20 protein-coding genes are annotated in these 18,343 nt (G+C 62.5%); 17 read left to right on the top strand and 3 right to left on the bottom strand.

The window, feature by feature from the left end; translation table 11 throughout:
* Positions 1-2 precede the first annotated feature (2 nt).
* The 8 genes from NGM99_RS00360 to NGM99_RS00325 are packed head-to-tail and all read left to right on the top strand — an operon-like array spanning position 3 to position 6,285.
* Positions 3-1,130 (top strand): carbon-phosphorus lyase complex subunit, encoded by a 1,128-nt coding sequence (locus NGM99_RS00360; RefSeq protein WP_252815065.1) that lies wholly within the window; start codon positions 3-5, stop codon positions 1,128-1,130.
* Positions 1,127-2,026: an alpha-D-ribose 1-methylphosphonate 5-phosphate C-P-lyase PhnJ gene (locus tag NGM99_RS00355; protein ID WP_252815064.1), complete on the top strand. Its 900-nt coding sequence runs from the start codon at positions 1,127-1,129 to the stop codon at positions 2,024-2,026. Before NGM99_RS00360 ends, NGM99_RS00355 begins: the two co-directional genes overlap by 4 nt.
* The gene (locus NGM99_RS00350; protein ID WP_252815063.1) at positions 2,019-2,498 is read left to right on the top strand and encodes a GNAT family N-acetyltransferase; all 480 of its coding nucleotides are present in this window, start codon (positions 2,019-2,021) and stop codon (positions 2,496-2,498) included. The genes NGM99_RS00355 and NGM99_RS00350 overlap by 8 nt, the downstream gene beginning before the upstream one ends.
* On the top strand, positions 2,495-3,271 hold the full coding sequence (gene phnK / locus NGM99_RS00345) for a phosphonate C-P lyase system protein PhnK (protein ID WP_252815062.1): 777 nt from the start codon (positions 2,495-2,497) through the stop codon (positions 3,269-3,271). The genes NGM99_RS00350 and phnK overlap by 4 nt, the downstream gene beginning before the upstream one ends.
* Positions 3,268-3,996, top strand: a complete 729-nt coding sequence (phnL, locus tag NGM99_RS00340) for a phosphonate C-P lyase system protein PhnL (RefSeq protein ID WP_252815061.1) — start codon at positions 3,268-3,270, stop codon at positions 3,994-3,996. The genes phnK and phnL overlap by 4 nt, the downstream gene beginning before the upstream one ends.
* Positions 3,989-5,140 carry an alpha-D-ribose 1-methylphosphonate 5-triphosphate diphosphatase gene (locus NGM99_RS00335; protein WP_252815060.1) on the top strand — a complete coding sequence of 384 codons (1,152 nt, stop codon included), beginning with the start codon at positions 3,989-3,991 and terminating at the stop codon, positions 5,138-5,140. The genes phnL and NGM99_RS00335 overlap by 8 nt, the downstream gene beginning before the upstream one ends.
* Before the next feature lie 18 nt (positions 5,141-5,158).
* A complete protein-coding gene (gene phnN / locus NGM99_RS00330) occupies positions 5,159-5,746 on the top strand; it encodes a phosphonate metabolism protein/1,5-bisphosphokinase (PRPP-forming) PhnN (protein ID WP_252815059.1) in 588 nt (195 codons plus the stop codon).
* Positions 5,743-6,285, top strand: coding sequence for an MOSC domain-containing protein (locus NGM99_RS00325; protein WP_252815058.1), 543 nt, complete (start codon positions 5,743-5,745; stop codon positions 6,283-6,285). The genes phnN and NGM99_RS00325 overlap by 4 nt, the downstream gene beginning before the upstream one ends.
* Positions 6,286-6,352: 67 nt before the next feature.
* Here NGM99_RS00325 and NGM99_RS00320 read toward each other — a convergent pair whose 3' ends face one another.
* The gene (locus tag NGM99_RS00320) at positions 6,353-6,580 is read right to left on the bottom strand and encodes a hypothetical protein (protein ID WP_252815057.1); all 228 of its coding nucleotides are present in this window, start codon (positions 6,578-6,580) and stop codon (positions 6,353-6,355) included.
* A gap of 811 nt (positions 6,581-7,391) precedes the next feature.
* Positions 7,392-7,517, bottom strand: coding sequence for a helix-turn-helix domain-containing protein (locus NGM99_RS21555; protein WP_289852285.1), 126 nt, complete (start codon positions 7,515-7,517; stop codon positions 7,392-7,394).
* A 132-nt stretch (positions 7,518-7,649) separates the two neighbouring features.
* Between NGM99_RS21555 and NGM99_RS00315 the strand changes: the two genes are divergently transcribed.
* The 5 genes from NGM99_RS00315 (at position 7,650) to NGM99_RS00295 (ending at position 13,908) form a co-directional block, all read left to right on the top strand.
* The gene (locus NGM99_RS00315) at positions 7,650-8,657 is read left to right on the top strand and encodes a LacI family DNA-binding transcriptional regulator (protein WP_289852284.1); all 1,008 of its coding nucleotides are present in this window, start codon (positions 7,650-7,652) and stop codon (positions 8,655-8,657) included.
* 32 nt (positions 8,658-8,689) lie between these two features.
* Positions 8,690-10,027, top strand: a complete 1,338-nt coding sequence (locus tag NGM99_RS00310) for an ABC transporter substrate-binding protein (protein WP_252815055.1) — start codon at positions 8,690-8,692, stop codon at positions 10,025-10,027.
* A gap of 67 nt (positions 10,028-10,094) precedes the next feature.
* A complete protein-coding gene (locus tag NGM99_RS00305; protein ID WP_252815054.1) occupies positions 10,095-10,940 on the top strand; it encodes a carbohydrate ABC transporter permease in 846 nt (281 codons plus the stop codon).
* Positions 10,937-11,770, top strand: coding sequence for a carbohydrate ABC transporter permease (locus tag NGM99_RS00300; protein ID WP_252815053.1), 834 nt, complete (start codon positions 10,937-10,939; stop codon positions 11,768-11,770). Before NGM99_RS00305 ends, NGM99_RS00300 begins: the two co-directional genes overlap by 4 nt.
* Positions 11,771-11,802: 32 nt before the next feature.
* Positions 11,803-13,908: an ADP-ribosylglycohydrolase family protein gene (locus NGM99_RS00295; RefSeq protein ID WP_252815052.1), complete on the top strand. Its 2,106-nt coding sequence runs from the start codon at positions 11,803-11,805 to the stop codon at positions 13,906-13,908.
* 311 nt (positions 13,909-14,219) lie between these two features.
* Here NGM99_RS00295 and NGM99_RS00290 read toward each other — a convergent pair whose 3' ends face one another.
* Positions 14,220-14,948, bottom strand: a complete 729-nt coding sequence (locus tag NGM99_RS00290) for an SDR family oxidoreductase (RefSeq protein WP_252815051.1) — start codon at positions 14,946-14,948, stop codon at positions 14,220-14,222.
* Positions 14,949-15,743: 795 nt separating this feature from the next.
* Here NGM99_RS00290 and NGM99_RS00285 point away from each other — a divergent pair.
* The 4 genes from NGM99_RS00285 (at position 15,744) to NGM99_RS00275 (ending at position 18,337) form a co-directional block, all read left to right on the top strand.
* Complete coding sequence (locus NGM99_RS00285; protein ID WP_252815050.1) at positions 15,744-16,898, top strand: glutathione-independent formaldehyde dehydrogenase; 1,155 nt, start codon at positions 15,744-15,746, stop codon at positions 16,896-16,898.
* A gap of 78 nt (positions 16,899-16,976) precedes the next feature.
* Positions 16,977-17,306 (top strand): FmdB family zinc ribbon protein, encoded by a 330-nt coding sequence (locus NGM99_RS21670; protein ID WP_353937357.1) that lies wholly within the window; start codon positions 16,977-16,979, stop codon positions 17,304-17,306.
* A 115-nt stretch (positions 17,307-17,421) separates the two neighbouring features.
* Positions 17,422-17,724 carry a putative quinol monooxygenase gene (locus NGM99_RS00280; RefSeq protein WP_252815049.1) on the top strand — a complete coding sequence of 101 codons (303 nt, stop codon included), beginning with the start codon at positions 17,422-17,424 and terminating at the stop codon, positions 17,722-17,724.
* A gap of 43 nt (positions 17,725-17,767) precedes the next feature.
* Positions 17,768-18,337, top strand: a complete 570-nt coding sequence (locus NGM99_RS00275) for a type 1 glutamine amidotransferase domain-containing protein (protein WP_252815048.1) — start codon at positions 17,768-17,770, stop codon at positions 18,335-18,337.
* Positions 18,338-18,343 lie beyond the last annotated feature (6 nt).

Here is an 18,343-nt window from a genome sequence, read left to right as displayed (position 1 = left end):
CCATGTATGTCGCAGTCAAAGGCGGCGAGAAGGCCATCGACAATGCGCATCGCCTGCTTGCGTCAAAGCGGCGTGGCGACACCAGCCTGCCCGCCATCTCCACCGCGCAGATCGCCGAACAGCTGGCGCTCGGCGTCGATCGCGTGATGGCGGAAGGGTCGCTTTACGACCGCTCGCTGGCCTCGCTCGCCATCCGGCAGTCGCGCGGCGATCTGATCGAGGCGATCTTCCTCGTCCGCGCCTTCCGCACCACCCTGCCCCGTTTTGGCGCGAGCGAGCCGGTCGATACCGGACGAATGCAGATCCGCCGCCGCGTCTCGGCGACCTTCAAGGACCTGCCCGGCGGCCAGATCCTCGGGCCGACCTTCGACTACACCCACCGCCTGCTCGACTTCGCACTGGAAGCGGCGGGGGATGAAACGGCTGAGCCCGCCATCGGCACGGCCAGCGACGAGGCGACGCCACGCGTGGTCGATCTGGTCGGCGAGGAAGGCCTGATCGAACGCGAGCCCGCGCCCGACCCGGACGCGCCGGTCGGCGACATCACCCGCACGCCGCTCGAATTCCCCACCGAACGCGACCAGCGCCTGCAGGTTCTGGCGCGTGGTGACGAGGGTTTCCTGCTCGGCCTCGCCTATTCCACCCAGCGCGGCTTCGGCCGCACCCATCCTTTCGTCGGCGAAATCCGCTTCGGCGCGGTCGAGGTCGAGTTCGTGCCGGAGGAGCTGGGCTTTGCCGTGCCGATGGGCACGGTGGAACTGACCGAGTGCCAGATGGTCAACCAGTTCCATGGCGGCCAGAAGGCCGGTGGCGAAAGCGTGCCACCGCAGTTCACGCGCGGCTACGGGCTCGTCTTCGGCCAGTCCGAGCGCAAGGCCATGTCGATGGCGCTGGTGGACCGCTCGCTCCGCGCCGCCGAATTCGCCGAACAGCAATCGGCGCCTGCGCAGGACCAGGAATTCGTTCTGTCCCATTGCGACAACGTGCAGGCGACAGGCTTCGTGGAGCATCTCAAACTGCCCCACTATGTCGATTTCCAGGCCGAGCTCGGCCTGCTTCGCACGCTCAGGCAAGAATACGAGGCGGCGCCAGCGCCCGCTGAGGAAGCCATGCGGGAGGCCGCGGAATGAGCGAGACCGGCTACAACTTCGCCTATCTCGACGAAGGCACCAAGCGGATGATCCGCCGCGCGATCCTCAAAGGCATCGCCATCCCCGGCTATCAGGTGCCCTTCGCTAGCCGTGAAATGCCCATGCCCTATGGCTGGGGCACCGGCGGCGTGCAGGTGACGGCGGCGATCCTCGGCGCCGACGATGTGCTCAAAGTGATCGACCAGGGTTCGGACGACACCACCAATGCCGTGTCGATCCGCAAGTTCTTCGAGCGCACGGCGGGCGTGGAAACGACGACCGCCACAACGCAAGCAACGATCATCCAGACGCGCCACCGCATCCCGGAAACACCGTTGACGGAGGATCAGGTGCTCGTCTTCCAGGTGCCCATCCCCGAGCCCTTGCGCTTTCTCGAGCCACGCGAAACCGAAACGCGCCGCCTCCACGCACTGGCCGATTACGGGCTGATGCATGTGAAGCTCTACGAGGACATCGCGCGCCACGGCCATATCGCCACGACCTACGCCTATCCGGTGGAGGTGGACGGCCGTTACGTGATGGACCCCTCGCCCACGCCCAAATTCGACAATCCGAAGATGGACGACTGCCCGGCCCTCCAGCTGTTCGGCGCGGGCCGCGAAAAGCGCATCTATGCCGTGCCGCCCTACACCAAGGTGACGAGCCTCGATTTCGAGGACCATCCCTTCGCGGTGCAGACGTTCAAACAACCCTGTGCGCTGTGCGACGCGCATGATGTCTATCTCGACGAGATCGTGCTCGACGATCGCGGGGGGCGCATGTTCGTCTGTTCCGACACCGACCATTGCGAAACGCGCCGTGGCGAGGGCCATCGCGGCGCAATGCTGGGCACGGCGCCCGAAGCCATTACGGCGGGAGGGAACTCGCGTGTCTGAGCTCCTCGTTCGCAAAGCTGAGAAGGCCGACCTGCCGGCCGTGCTCGCGCTCTACGCGCAGCCCGACTTCAATGATGGCCGCGTGGTCTCCCTCGAAGACGGTGAGCGCCTGATGGAGGCGTTCGCGCGCTATCCCGACTATGCCGTTTATCTCGCCGAGGTCGACGGCCAGCCTGCTGGCACCTTCTGCATGATGCGCATCGACAATATCGCGCATTGGGGAACGCCGATCGGCATGGTGGAAAGCGTAGTGGTCTCGTCCCGTTTCCAGCGCCGGGGCGTCGGACGACAGATGATGCGGGAAGCCGCGAAGCTCGCCTTCGCCAAGGGCTGCTACAAGCTGGTGCTGTCCTCCAACGTCCGTTCGACCCACGCCCACGCTTTCTATGAAAGCCTTGGGTTCACCCGTTACGGCTACAGTTTCCGCCTCGACCCGCCCGATGCCGCCCTGCCCGTGGAGACCGCCGCATGAGCGACCAGTCCCTTCTTTCCGCGCGGCACTTGCGCAAGATGTATGGTGCGCGGCTCGGCTGCACCGATGTCTCCTTCGACCTGCACGAAGGTGAGGTTCTGGCTGTGGTGGGTGAGTCCGGTTCGGGCAAGTCCACCTTGCTGTCGCTGCTTTCGACAGAGCTGGAGCCGACCGCCGGCTCCGTTCATTACCGCTTCCGCACGGGCGAAACACGCGATCTGGCCAGCCTTTCCGAGGCCGAGCGGCGTTTTCTCCTTCGCACCGACTGGGGCTTCGTCCGGCAGGATGCACGTGAGGGCCTGCGCATGGGCGTCTCCGCCGGCGGTAATGTCGGCGAGCGGCTGATGGCGGTGGGCGAGCGCCATTACGGGCAGATTCGCGGCAAGGCGATTGACTGGCTGACGCGCGTCGAGATCGAGGAAGCGCGCGTGGACGACATGCCGGGCAGCTTTTCGGGCGGCATGCGCCAGCGCCTCCAGATCGCCCGCAACCTCGTCACCCATCCGCGCATCGTCTTCATGGACGAACCGACCTCGGGCCTCGATGTGTCGGTGCAGGCGCGCCTGCTCGATCTCATTCGCGGCCTCGTTTCCGATCTCGGCCTCGCGGTCATCATCGTTACCCACGACCTCGCGGTGGCGCGGCTCCTGTCGCACCGGACCATGGTGATGCGCGGCGGCCGCGTGGTCGAAACCGGCCTCACCGATCAGGTGCTGGACGACCCGCAGGATGCCTATACCCAGCTCCTCGTTTCCTCGGTGCTGCCCGCATGACGCCCGTTCTCGAACTTCAAGACGTTTCCAAGAACTTCACGCTGCATCTGCGCGATCAGGCCGAGATCGGCGTGGTTCGCGATGTCTCGTTCAAGGTCGATGCCGGCGAATGCGTGGTGCTCGGTGGGCCGTCAGGTATCGGCAAATCCTCGATCCTCAAGATGACCACCGGCAATTACCACGCGAGCGGGGGCCGCATCCTCGTGCGGGACGGCGACGTCGAAGTCGATGTCACGCAAGCCTCCCCGCGTGAAATCCTGAGCTTGCGCGCCCGTGTGATCGGCTATGTCAGCCAGTTCCTGCGCGTGATCCCCCGCGTGTCCACGCTGGACGTGGTGGCGGAAGCCGCGCGCGGTGAAAACGGCGGCGAGGAGCAGGCACGCGAGAAGGCCAGGGAGATGCTTTCGCTTTTGCGCCTGCCCGAAAAGCTCTGGAACCTGCCGCCTGCGACCTTTTCCGGTGGCGAGCAGCAGCGTGTGAACATCGCGCGGGGCCTGGCCGCCTCGCGCTCGCTTCTGCTTCTCGACGAGCCGACCGCATCCCTCGACGCCCTTAACCGACAGACGGTGGTCGAGCTGATCGAACAGAAGAAGCGAGAAGGCGTCGCCATTCTCGGCATCTTCCACGACGAGGACGTGCGCGACGCCGTCGCCTCGCGGGTGATCGACGTGTCCCGTTTCGCGCCCCAGCCCGGCGCATCCCAGAAAGAATTGACCCATGCTTGAGCCCGAAAGCTTCGTCCTCGAAAATGCCGTTCTCGTTCTGCCCGACCGCCTGGTGGACAAGGGCTGGGTCACGGTGGCAGACGGCCGCATCGTCGAGTGGGGTGAAGGCGATGCACCCGAGCGCGGGTTCGACCTCAAAGGCGACTATCTCCTGCCTGGCCTGATCGAGCTCCACACCGACCATCTCGAAAGCCATTTCGCGCCGCGCCCGCATGTGCGCTGGCATGCGCTCTCGGCCGTGACAGCCTATGACGCGCAGATCGCGGCGTCGGGCATCACCACCGTCTTCGACTCGCTTCGCGCGGGCTCGGATGCCGACTCAGCCTCCATCGGAGCCGATCTCGTGACGCTCGCCGAAGCGCTCGATGCGGCGCGTCGCATCGGCGGTCTGCGCGTCGATCATCGCACCCACCTGCGCTGCGAGATCGCCTCGCCGGATGTGGTGGAGCAGGTGGAAAGCTATGTGGCACGCTTTCCCGTGCACCTGATGTCGCTCATGGATCACACGCCCGGCCAGCGGCAGTTCCGCGATCTGGAAACCTGGCGGCGCTTCTACACCCGCCGCACTTCGATGTCGGAGAGCGAGATCCAGCAGTTCATCCAGAAACGCCTCGACCTGCACGAGCGCTTCGCGGCCGACCATCGCAAGCAGTTGGTGGCGGTTGCCGAAAAAGCGGGGGCGGTGCTCGCAAGCCATGACGATGCGACCGCCGATCATGTGGCGGAATCGGTCGCGGATGGCGTGCATGTGGCCGAATTCCCGACCACGGTGGAAGCGGCCGAAGCTTCGCATGGCGCGGGCGTGGCCGTGATGATGGGCGCGCCGAACGTGGTGCGCGGCGGCTCGCATTCGGGCAATGTGGCAGCCGAAACGCTGGGCGAAGCGGGCCTTCTCGACGTGCTTTCCTCGGACTACGTGCCGGCGAGCCTGCTCTTCGCCGCCTTCCACCTGCCACGCCGCGTCGCCTCGATCACATTGCCGCAAGCCATCACCATGGTGACATCCGCGCCTGCTAAGGCGACCGGGCTCGACGATCGCGGCGAGATCGCAGTGGGAAAGCGCGCCGATCTGGTGCGAGTGGCCGTGGCCGACGAGGCACCCATGGTCCGCCGCGTGTGGACGGAAGGTCGTTTCGCGGCGTGAAGTGAGGAGAACAAGACGATGGCAGGCATTCTGGTTTGCGTCGTAGGCCCGAGCGGGGCCGGCAAGGACACGCTGATCGCAGGCGCGCGGAAGGCCCTGGAGGACGACGATCACTTCGTTTTCCCCCGCCGCATCGTCACCCGTCAGCCTTCGGAAGCCGAAGACCACGACACCTTGCCGCCCGAGCGTTTCGCCACCTTGCGCGAACAGGGCCGCTTCGCGCTGTCATGGGACGCTCATGGCCTGAGCTACGCCATTCCGGGGCTCGTGCTCGACGATCTCGCTGGCCGCCGCATCGCGATCTGCAACCTGTCGCGCCGCGCTCTCGGTGATGCCCGCACGCGTTTTCCCGAGACCCGCGTGGTGCTCGTCACAGCCCCGCGCGAAACCTTGCGCAGCCGCATTCTCGCCCGAGGCCGCGAGGATGGCGTGGCCGTGGATCGCCGGCTCGACCGAGAAGCCGCGATGACCAACCTGCCGGTCGATTGCACCATTTCCAACACCGGCGCGGTCGAAACCCATGTCGGCGAGTTCGTCGCCTTCTTGCGCGGCCTCACCGCCGACCGGGCGCCCGAGCCGTTCGCGCTGGGGCGGTTCGCTTCATGAGCGCAACAATCGTCTCCCTGGCGCTCAGTCCCAATCATCACTTTTCCAAGGAACCACAGTCTGCGATCCGCCTGCTCCAGGGCCTCGGCGTCGAAGGCGACGCGCATATGGGGAAAACGGTGAAGCACCGCTCGCGCGGGAAGGTCGACCCGAACCAGCCCAATCTGCGCCAGATTCATCTTGTCGCCGTGGAAACGCTGGAGAAGCTGCAGACCAAGGGATTCCGGGTCGGCCCCGGTACGATCGGCGAAAACGTGCTGACGCGCGGAATCGATCTTCTCAGCCTTCCCACGGGCACTCAGCTTTCATTGGGCGACGGTGCAGTGGTGGAGATCACAGGCCTGCGCAACCCCTGCGCCCAGCTCGACGCCTACCAGCCCGGCCTCACCGCCGCCGTTCTCGACCGCGACGAACAGGGCGGTTTGATCCGCAAGGCAGGCATCATGGGGATCGTCGTATCGGGGGGCGATGTCGCTGTCGGCGACCCGATCACCATCACCCTGCCCGCTCGACCACACCGCAAACTCGAACGCGTGTGACGACCCTCGGAATGCCGTGATGCCGGATGCACCTCAGCGCGGGCTTCGCATTGGGGGTAGGCGGAGATTACTTCCGCTTCAGCGGCACGATACCACCGATTTCACTGTCGGGCCTCGTACCTGCTTCATTGTCGACCACGGCATTCGCCAATGCCTCGGCATGATAGTCCGCATCGGGTGTCTCGGGAGACTTGATCAGCGTGTCGGACACGCGCGGCATTGAGCCGTCCTTTGGCACACGCTCGGTCTCAGGCGTTGAGCTGGGGGAAACATCGGGCTTGGCTTTGTTCGTCATGGAGGCGCTCCTGCAAAGAGGCGGTTGAGGCGCTGCTTTTCACGCTGCTCGCCACGAAAATTGGACAACAAAAAAGCCGCTGGGGATCTCACCCAACGGCTCAGCTGTCTCTTTCGAGAAGTGCGCTTCTTCACCACTCAACTCGCCAGTACATCCGTGGTCGGACGAAAGGGAAGAAAATCGCGCATCAACCTCTGACGGGGACGCGCTGCACCATCAATATATGTGTGCCTATCTTGGTTTATTCAAGGCGTGGCTTGAGAGAAACGTCAGACCGATCTCACCCGTGCTCCGGTGTCATCTCGCCAACCATTCAGGCGGGTTCGCCGAAAGTCAGAATATCGGCCTCCGGCGCGCACTGGCTGGTCAGTTGACGCGTGCAATGAGGATCGCGGTGGCTTCCACACTTGGACCAAAGCCAGGATCATTCGGTTCGACTACGATCACCGAGCCGGCTTGAAAAGATCAACGGCTGGGAAAGAGGCAACGCAACTTGCCGAGTCGTCGTCCACCCTATCGGAAAGGTTGGACATTGAAGTCATAAAACTCAGCAAAGTCGGGAAGTCGTGGAGGCTACTGGTACGCCCTAGGGGAGCAGAATACCTCATCAATATCAATATCTTGTTGATGTCCAACGGCCGTTGCCACCCCTTTGAAACTGAATATGAAATTATGCCGCTGTCCCATGGACATAGGTGATGAAATCGGCGGTCTAAGTTTCGGAACTGGGGTTAAGTAAGCCGACATGCGTCACATCTAACGCGACCGCGAGAATGTGGACTGTCTCGGTACTTGGGTTTCGCGTACCACACTACAGGCCGCTGATGTCCTGCTGGCTCACTCCCGCCCGCTCAGCCACCTGCTCCCGCGTGAGCTGAGCGGCGGCGCGCACCCTTCTCGGATCAGTAAGGGCAACAGAAACCTGTTCTTCGATCATGATGTTCCTCATAGCCCTGGAAAACACGAAAGGTGGAAGGGTTCGCGGCCTGTTTGGGATCCTGAAGCAACAGCTTGACCTAGCAACAGCAGAAACTTATACGTATAACTTATACGTATAAGTGGATTTGTTTTGCCGACACGCAGGCCAACCCAGAGAGATGTCGCTAAGCGCGCAGGCGTCTCGCAGGCAATGGTGTCGATCGCACTGAATAGTTCGACCACGGCGCCTGTGCCGGTGGAAACGTTGCAACGAATAACAACGGCTGCAGCAGAACTTGGCTACACGCCCAACCGCTTTGCGCAGGCGCTGAAGACACAGCGGACGATGACAATCGCCTGCATCGTGCCCGACATTACCAATCCATTTTACCCTGCGCTCGTGCGCGGCGTCCAAAAGATCGCGCAGGACGTGCGGTATGACGTGATTACGATGAACACCGACGGCGACCCCGCTCGAGAACACCAATTCCTGGATTGGGCGCGGGAGGGTCGTGTTGATGGCGTGATCGGCGTCTTCTTTTCGCTCCGCGCTACCGATCTTCGCGTGCTGATGGATGTCGACATACCAGTGGTGAGGCTGGAGTCTTCAGCCAAGCATGCAGGCTCCATTCCGATCGACGATATCTATGTCGACAACCGCGCCGCCGCCCGTGCTGCGACTGAACACCTGATTGCACGTGGTCATCGCCACATCGCCATGGTGGCGGGCAAGGGTGGCCCTGAAGCGGTACGAGCCCAAGGCTATGGTCAGGCACTGGCCGGGATTAAAACTGAGCCCTGGATCGTGCTGGACGAGGCTTTCAACGAGGTAGGCGGGCATCGCGCTGCTATGACGCTACTTGATGCGCCCAAGCGCCCCACGGCCATTTTCGCGGCCAACGATCTGATGGCAATCGGCGTGATGCAAGCGCTGCGCGAGCGCAAGGTCGCCATTCCGGCAGAGATCGCGGTGATCGGCTTCGACGATATTTCAGCCGCTCGCCTCGTCTCACCCTCTTTGTCCACCGTGACTCAGTTTCAGGACCGTATGGGGGAGCGTGCGGCGGAAATCCTGCTCAAGCGGCTCAAGGGCGACCGGGCAGCCCCCGGCACCGCTGAGGAAATGCCTTTCCAGCTCATCGAGCGGGAATCGACGTGACGCAACAAGAACCTTTTTCGGGAGAAACCATCATGAACAGACGCGACGTTCTCTTTTCCGGCTTGAAGCTCGCAGGCGGCGCGCTTCTCGCCAATACCGCGCTCGGCACGATCGCACGGGCACAGGACAAGCAGCGCATCACGTGGTGGTACGAGACCGCGACGCCCGAGCAGCAGGGCTTCATCCGCGACCTTCTCGTGAAGCCGTTCACCACGAAGAATCCGCAATTCGACGTCGCCGTCGATTACCGAGGCACCGAGCTGGACAAGCAGCTGCGCGTGGCGATGCTGTCGGGCAGCGGACCGGATATCGTCTTCACCGCTGGGCCGAGCTATGTGGCGCCGATGGCCAAGGCCGGCCAGTTGCTCGCGCTAGACGACTATGCCGCTAAGTTCAAATGGAACGAGCGCCTGCTGCCCGTTTTCCTCGAAATGGGCCGCTATGACGGCAAGCTCTTCGCCCTGCCCAAGACCTACGAAACGCTTGGCCTGTTCTACAACAAGACACTGTTCGAGAAGAACGGCTGGACGGCGCCCAAGACATTGGCCGAGCTGGAAGCGCTCGCTGAGGAGATGAAGGCCGCGAACATCCTGCCTTTCGCTGCCGGCAATGCCAACTGGCGCCCCGCCAACGAGCATTATGTGTCGATCGCCTTGAACGCCGTAGCTGGGCCCGATAACGTCTACAAGGCCCTGACCGGCGCGCAGCCCTGGACGGCCGAGCCTTTCGTGAAGGCCATCGATACGCTCAACAAGTGGTGGCAGGCCGGCTATTTCGGCAAGGACTATTTCTCGCTCACGGACGAGCAGGCCTTTGCCCTGATGGCATCGGGCAAGGCCGGCATGATGCCAACCGGCACCTGGCAGTTCCAGCGCGTTGCGACCTACTTCCCTCAGAACAACGCGGAAGCGGGCTTCGTCGGCTTTCCGACGGCAGATGGCATCGAAGGGCCGGTTTATCCGCTCGGCGTCGGCTCGACCTTTTCGGTCGCCGCCTCGTCGAAGAACCCGGACGGGGCTGCGGCACTCATCGACTTTATCTTCTCCGACGAAGCCTATGGCGCGATGAATACCGCATGGCAGGGAGAGTGGAACATGCCACTGTCCGATCTCTCCAAAGTGAAGATCGGCACGGAAGTGCCCGCTCTCTATCAGGAAGCCATGAAGACGCTGGCGGAGTCCGTTGCCGCCAACCGCTACGGCTACACAACCTGGACCTTCCTGCCGCCGGCAACCGATAGTTACCTTGTCAGCGGCATGGAGGAGGTCTGGCTCGGACGCTCGACCACCGCCGATTTCCTGGCCCAGCTGGACGCGACGTTCCAGGGCGAAAAGGAAGAAGGCAAGGTGCCAGCGATCCCTGCGCGCTAAGCCCTTCCAGCCAATATCCGGGAGCGGTTTCGGCCGCTCCCCTGCCTGTTCAGCCGGGAGAACCGGAATGCATTGCCTTTATCTGGTGCCGACGCTTCTCATCAATGTCGTGATCATCCTGATTCCGGCGTTGATGACGATCTCGCTCGCCTTCTTCCGCTGGGACGGCATTTCCGATCCGGTCTTTGTCGGCCTCGCCAACTTCCGCGCATTGTGGCCCGACCGTGTGTTCTGGACGGCACTCACCAACAACGTCATCTGGACTGCGATCTTTCTAACGGTGCCCATCGCCATGGGCCTGCTTGCCGCCGCCATGTTGCTCGTCGCGCGGCGCGGGTCATCGTTCTTTCAAGTCATCTATTTCCTGCCCATGGTCATCGCAACAGCCATCACCGCGCGCGTCTGGCAGGGCATGATCTACAGTCCTGTTAGTGGGATAAATGGCCTCCTTAACCGCTTCGGCATCGAGGTGGCCGACCCTCTCACCCGCACCTCGACGGCACTGTACGGCATCGCCACCGTCGATCTCTGGCACTGGTGGGGCTTCCTTTGCGTGATCTTCTTTGCCGCACTCAGGCAGGTGCCGCAGGAGCAGATCGAGGCGGCGCGGCTCGAAGGCGCGAACTTCTGGCAGCTGATGTGGTACGTGCTTTTGCCCGGCATCCGCCCCACGATCACGCTCATGATGATCATGACCGTGATCTGGTCGTTTCTCGTTTTCGACTTCGTCTACATCCTGACGCAGGGCGGCCCGGCCTTCTCGTCCGAGGTGCTTTCCACCCTCGCTTATCGCAGCGCCTTTTATGATCTCGCGGTAGGCAAGGCGGCCGCGGTCGCGGTCGTCATCAGCCTGTTCGGGCTCGCTGCCACCGCCTTCTATATCCGCGCGCAGGCGAAGGAGTTCGATCGATGAACCTCGTCGAGAACCGCACGACGCTGCGCCTTACTTATTGCGCCCTCGGGATCGGACTGCTGATCGCGCTCTTTCCCATCGCGCTGCTGGTGCTGAATTCGCTGAAGCCCGCAGCGCAGATTGTCCAGAACCCGCTGGCGCTGCCCGAAGTCTTGCGCTGGGACAACTTCACCCGCGCATGGGCCGACGCGCGCTTCGGCGCGACCATGCTGAACTCGGCGATTTTGACGGCGACCACCATCGTGCTCGTCTGCTCCACCGCCTCACTGACCGCCTATGTGCTCGCGCGGCGCAAGGTGAAGAGCTGGAAGATCATCACCTTCTATCTGCTCGGCACCACGACCGCGCCCATCCAGCTTTTTCTGTTTCCGCTGTACTTCGGCTTCGCGCGGCTTGGGCTCATCAACAACACCTTCGCGGTGGCGCTCATCTATACGGCCGTTTATTCCCCTTTCGCGGTGATGCTCCTGCGCACCTATTTTCTTGCCGTGCCGCGCGAGCTCGAAGAAGCGGCGATCATGGACGGTGCCAGCCACTGGCAGGTCTTTTCCAAGGTGATGCTTCCGATCGTCTCGCCCGGCATTTTGACCGTCGCGCTGATCATCGGGCTCTACTCGTGGAACGAGTTCCTGATCGCCACGACGTTTCTGCAAGGTGCTGAGCGGCAGACAGCGGTGGTCGCGTTCTTCCTTTTGAGCGGTCAGTACACGTCCGACTGGGGTGAGATCATGGCTGCTGCTCTCATCGTCACACTCCCCGTCGTCATCCTCTTCGTCCTGCTCCAGCGCCGCTTCATCGAAGGCATGGCTGGCGGTGCCGTGAAGGGCTGAGCTTTCAATTTTCGAACAATCGAGGTTTCCCGATGCCCGTCCCGAACGACTATCTCGAACGCGTCTATGCCGGCGTTCTCGGCAAGCTGATCGGCGTTTATCTCGGTCGCCCCTTCGAGGGCTGGACCTACCAGAGGATCATGGAGGAGCTGGGCGAAATCACCTATTACGTTCACGACCAGCTCGACCAGCCGCTGGTCGTCACCGACGACGATGTGGCCGGCACCTTCACCTTCGTGCGTGCGCTGGAAGACTATACCCTCTCGCCCGACCTTTCGGCTGAAGAGATCGGCAAGGCCTGGCTTAACTACATCGTCGAGGAGCGCTCGATCCTGTGGTGGGGCGGAGTCGGCAATTCCACCGAGCACACAGCCTGGATCAACCTCAAGAAGGGGATTCCTGCACCCGCCAGCGGCTCGATTGAAACCAATGGCCAGACCGTGGCCGAGCAGATCGGCGCGCAGATCTTCATCGACGGCTGGGCGCTCGTCTCACCGGGTAAGCCGCAACTGGCCGCGAAGCTCGCGGAGCAGGCCGGCAAGGTCAGTCATGACGGAGAGTCCGTTTATGCGGCGATGCTCTGGGCCGCGATGGAAGCGGAAGCCTTCCGCTCGAGCGACATCGACCACCTGATCGACACGGGTCTGTCCGTGATCCCGGCAGAGAGCCTCATCGCCAAACTCATCGCCGACATCCGCGCATGGCACAAGGCGAACGCTGAATGGCGCCACACGCGGCAGTTGATCGAGGACCGCTACGGCTACGACAAATATCCCGGGAACTGCCACGTGATCCCAAATCATGCGTTGATGATCATGGCTGTCCTTTATGCGCCCGACGATTTCGCGCTGGCGCAGACCATCGTGAACACGTCCGGCTGGGACACCGATTGCAATGCCGGCAATGTCGGCTGCCTGCTCGGCATCATGCTCGGCCTCGAAGGCATCGAGAACGGGCCGGACTGGCGTGGGCCCGTGGCTGATCGCCTCCTGATCTCCTCGGCCGATGGCGGCAACTCTGTCAACGACGCGGTGCGCACTGCCATCTATCTTGCCGATCTCGGCCGACGCCTAAACGGTGAAGAGCCGATGGCGCCACCAAAGAACGGAGCGCAGTTCCACTTCTCGTTGCCGGGCAGCACGCAAGGGTTCCGTCAGCTTCTGCGCCACGGCGCGCCCCAGGTTTCAGTTACCAACATCGAACAGGGACCGGATCGGGCCCTTGGCATCAACTATCACGCGCTCGCTCCCGGCCAGCGCGCGATTGCCACGACCCCGACGTTCTCCCCCCCGGAGGTGCTGGCCATGCGCACCTATGACCTGATGGCGAGTCCGCTGGTCTATCCCGGCCAGACGGTGCGCGCTCGGGTGATCGCGCCCGACACCAACAAGGGCACGATTGAGGCCGGCCTGTTCCTTCGCGCCTATAATGGCAGCGACAGTCTCAACGACGTCGAGGGCGAAGCCGTGGCTCTCGCACCCGGCCAGGAAACCGTTCTCGAATGGCGCGTGCCCGAACAGGACGGCCAACCGATCGCCGAGATCGGCATCGCAATTTCCACTACCGGGAAGCGCGCCGACGGCACACTGCTGATCGACTACCTGCGCTGGGATGGCGCGCCCGACTTCACGCTCAAGCGCCCGGCCGGCGACGGCGACTTCTGGCGCATGGCATGGGTCAACGGCGTTTCGTTCTTCTCCAAGCGCTTTCCCGCGAGCTTCCGCATCTCGCAATCACGCGACGAAGGCCTTGTCTCGCATGGCACGCGGCAATGGACCGACTATTCAGTGGAAACGGGCGTCACCGTGCATCTGGGCAATTACGGCGGCATCGCGCTCCGCGTTCAAGGCCTCAAGCGGTATTACGCGGTGAGGATGACGCGCGACAACAAGCTCGAAATCGTCCGCGTGCGTGACGATGAAACGAAGGTACTCGCGAGCACGTCTTTCGAACTCACCTTCGAACACCAGATCCCGGTCAAGGCGCGGATCGCAGGTGATACGATCACAGCCACCGTCGGTGACACACGCATCGAGGCAAGCGATGCCAGTGCTCATGCTTTTCACAACGGCGGCATTGGCCTCCTCGTTCACGAGGGTGCGTTGTCGGCAAACACGATTAGATTGGGAGCAGCCTGACCTGTAGGCCCCGGTCCGATCGATTGGGGATACGATATGACTCCAGGCTTTGTGAGGAGACGGCGGGTAAGCGAGATGCTTGGCTGACAGACGGACAGGTGTTGCGGTAGCGTCCGTTTGTTCCCAAGAGCCACGGCAAGCTGCGTGTCGATGATCGGCGCATGCCGAGCGGCTTCATCATGGTGAACTCAACAGCTTGCCGAGGCAGGATGCGTCCAAGAACGACGGTCCTGCGATGATGGCGGAAGCAGCAAAACTTGGGGCCTACTTGCAGCGCTGATTAGCGGCTCCTCCGCTGAGCAGCGCAGGCCTCAAAGGTCGAAGTTGGTCGGCATCATCACCACGTCGCGGATCGTCATGCCGCGGGGGCGGGTGAGCATAAAAGTCACGACACTGGCCACCTCGCTGGCTTCGAGGAGACTCTGGGCTTCCCTCGCCTCCCTTAGCTTGTCGGCTGGCCAGTCCGACAGCAGCGCGGTTGCCACCGGTCCCGGCGAAATTGAGCCAACGCGGATGCCATGCTTGAACACCTGTCGCCGGACGGTCTGCACGAAGCAATTGATGGCCCACTTGGACGAGGCGTAGACCGGCTCCCAAGGGGTGGGGAAATGGGCGGCGAGCGAGCTCGTGACGATGATGTCGCCCGTACCGCGCTCGATCATGTGCGGCAAGACATCGTGCACATTCTTCATCACGACGTTCACGTTAAGGTTGAGCATCCGGTCGATGGCCGTCGTGTCAGCATCGACCAATTCGCCGCCCACATACGTGCCTGCGTTGGCGTGAAAGATATCGAGCTGGCCAGCAGCGTTAAGCACTCTAGGGAGCAAGGTTGCGCAATCCGCTGGATCGAGAAGGTCAACGACCACAGGAAGCACGGCATCACCATGCTTGTCCCGAAGTGCTTCGAGCGCGGATTGGTCGCGATCAACCATCACCACGCGCGCTCCCTCCGCGATCATGGCCTCACTGGTGGCCAACCCGATTCCAGACGCCGCGCCCGTCACCGCAGCGACTTTCCCGACCAATTGTCTTGTCATGATCTCGTTGTCCTATCGGATGCGGTTATTTTCTGAGCCGACAAGACTTGGTCCCGCCGACCGATTCCTATGGTGGCGGCAAACCACCAGCGTTTGCATGGCTTTGTTTCTGAGTGCCTTCCCGAACATTGCGAAATGATCGGTCTGAGTCAGATCAGGGGCGAATCTCTAAAAGTGTCAATCCGGCTGCCGCGTTCTAATGACTGGCCGCCCCCATCAGGTGATCCGGTTTGGAACTTGCCTGGATGTCTGTGACGCGGCACAAAGCGGAACGGCGGGACTTGGGCCGTTAGCCGACGGTCGGGATTTGGTGCATATTCTTTAGAAGAAGACAGTCCGCATTCCGACCTATTCCGGTCCTTGCTTTTTTTCGAGCTGATTTCCCCTAGCCAGACATCTGCTGTTTGGACCATTGGCACTAAAACGGCCATCGGGAGCGAGCATGCCAAGTGCGTGCCAAGACCGTTAGCCTCGTCTGTGTCTCACCGTAACGTCGGCGATAAAAGTGCCACTTAGTAACTCTACGGATATTTTCGACCGAAGAAGTCGTGGTTCATATCATCTGCAGCCAGCGGTAATCGTGAGCAATCCAAGTTTGCTGCTCGATGACCAAGGCGAGTGAAACGAGCTGCTCATACTGTATGGCTGAGTACGAGTTGTGCTCCCGTCAGAAAAGTCTGCTGCCTCCTGGCATGACTGCCCCGCTCGAGCAGTGAGCGGCGTCCGGGCCAATTCGTATCCGTTTTCCGCAACGCTGAGTCAAAGCAGTTCAAGCGATAGACCAAGGAGAGCGTTATGAGAGCTGTCGTCTACAATGGACCCCGCGACGTGGCGGTGCAGAACGTGCCGGATGCAAGGATCGAGAAGCCGACCGACGTGCTGGTGCGGATCACAAGCACCAACATTTGCGGCTCCGATCTGCATATGTATGAAGGTCGGACAGACTTCCCGCAGGGCGGCGTCTTCGGGCACGAGAACCTCGGCCAGGTGGTCGAGGTGGGCAATGCGGTGGACCGGATAAAGGTCGGGAACTGGGTCGCCATCCCCTTTAATATCGGCTGCGGGTTCTGCAAGAACTGCAAGCGTGGCCTGAGCGCCTTCTGCCTGACTACCGCGGATCGAAGCGTCGTACCGAACATGGCCGGCGCCGCCTACGGCTTCGCCGACATGGGCCCGTACCGCGGCGGGCAGGCCGATCTGCTGCGTGTCCCCTATGGCGACTACAACTGTCTGAAGCTGCCGCCGGATGCGGAAGAGCGGCAGAACGACTACGTGATGTTGGCCGACATCTTCCCGACAGGCTGGCATTGCACCGAACTCGCGGGACTGTGCCCCGGCGAGTCCGTCGTCATCTATGGCGCCGGCCCGGTCGGGCTCATGGCGGCCTACTCGGCGATGATCAAGGGCGCGTGCATGGTCATGGTCGTCGACCGTCATCCCGACCGGCTGCGGCTGGCGGGCTCGATCGGCGCCCTGCCCATCGACGACTCCAAGGGCTCCCCGGTTGACCAGGTGCTGGAGCTCACGAACGGCATCGGAGCCGACCGCGGCTGCGAATGCGTCGGCTATCAGGCACATGACCCGGGCGGCGACGAGCACCCGAACATGACGATGAACGACCTGGTGAAATCGGTGAAGTTCACCGGCGGTATCGGCGTCGTCGGCGTCTTCACCCCGCAGGACCCAGCGCCGCAGGACCAACTTTACAAGCAAGGCGAGATCGTCTTCGACCACGGCCTGTTCTGGTTCAAGGGTCAGCGCATCGGCACGGGGCAATGCAACGTGAAGGCCTATAACCGGCAACTGCGCGACCTGATCTCCACCGGGCGTGCAGAGCCGTCATTCATCGTCTCGCACGAGCTGCCGCTTGATGAGGCGCCGAACGCTTACAAGCATTTCGACGCCCGCGATGATGGCTGGACCAAGGTCGTACTGAAAACCGCCGCGTAACCGCCCGTAAGGTGGAGCGGCAGTTCCTTTGGCCGCTCCACCGCCCATCCGTGACCGTTTCGCGCATGAGGACGTCCTATGCCGAACTATGACTACAGTTGCTCAGCGTGTGGGCCGTTCACGGCGATGCAGCCCATGGCGGCATTCAAGAACCCATGCGCTTGCCCGGAATGCGGCGCCGGGGCATCACGGATGTTTCTCAGCGCCCCGGCAATCGCCGGCATTGGCGCCTCTGGGAGCAGCATCCTTGCCTCGCACGAGCGTGACGCGAGCAGTCGAGGCCCCGCGAAGGCGGCTCATCCCGCCGGCTGCGGCTGTTGCATGCGCCGGTCGCCGATCCCGAGCACACTGTCTTCGACCGACCGCGTCTTTTCCTCGAATGGCCCGCTGCCCCGGAGTGGGCGGTGAGAGCCTTTCGATGCGCCGAACTGGCCGACTTTGATCATCGCTTTCGCTTTGACGGGCAGCGAAGGCTGAAGCTGGAAATAGAACGAGAACTGCTCACCATCACAGGAGGCGCGCCATGGTGACCAAAGCGCTTTTCGTACGATTGGAGACAAAACCCGGACGAGAGGCCGACGTGGAACGCTTTCTGCGCGGCGGTCTCCCGACTGTCGAGCAGGAGCCGGCGACGACAGCCTGGTTCGCAGTTCGGATCGGACCGTCGACCTTTGGCATTTTCGACGCCTTCCCTGACGAGGCGGGCCGTCGCGCTCATCTTTCCGGCGGCCTCGCGCAAGCTCTGAAGGAACAGGCGTCCGAACTTCTTTCCGAGCCGCCTTCGATCGAAGAAATCGACGTGCTCGCCTCGAAGCTTCCCAAGTAGCGGCAACCGGCGCCCCCTGGATCACATCGGAAGGAGCGATGATATGGCCGACATCAACGGATTGAAGATCGCCATCCTAGTTACGGATGGCTTCGAGCAGGTCGAACTGACCGAACCGCGCAAGGCGCTCGATGAAGCGGGTGCCCTCACCTCGATCGTGTCGCCCAAGGATGGTCGGGTTCGTGGCTGGAAGTTCACGGAATGGGGGGACAGCCTGCCCGTCGACGTGCCCCTCGACCAAGCGAGGCCGGATCGGTTCGATGCGCTTCTCCTGCCGGGTGGCGTCATCAATCCCAACGCTCTGCGGATAAACGAGAAGGCTGTCGCCTTTGCCAAGGATTTCATCGATGCCGGCAAGCCGGTGGCATCGATCTGCCACGGGCCTTGGACCCTGATCGAGGCGGGCGCCGCACAGGGACGGCGCCTCACCTCCTGGCCGTCGCTGAGGACCGACCTTCAGAATGCGGGGGCGGAGTGGGTGGATGAGGAGGTCGTCGTCGATCGGGGCCTCGTCACGAGCCGCAAGCCCGACGACATCCCGGCCTTCAACCGGGAGATGATCAAGCTTCTAATGAGCACACGTGCGCCATCGCGGCAGGTGGTGGCCGAATGAGACCCA

It is taken from the genome of Mesorhizobium liriopis (genome assembly GCF_024053505.1).
Lineage (GTDB): Bacteria > Pseudomonadota > Alphaproteobacteria > Rhizobiales > Rhizobiaceae > Mesorhizobium_B > Mesorhizobium_B liriopis.
This window is presented reverse-complemented; position numbering and strand designations above follow the sequence as displayed.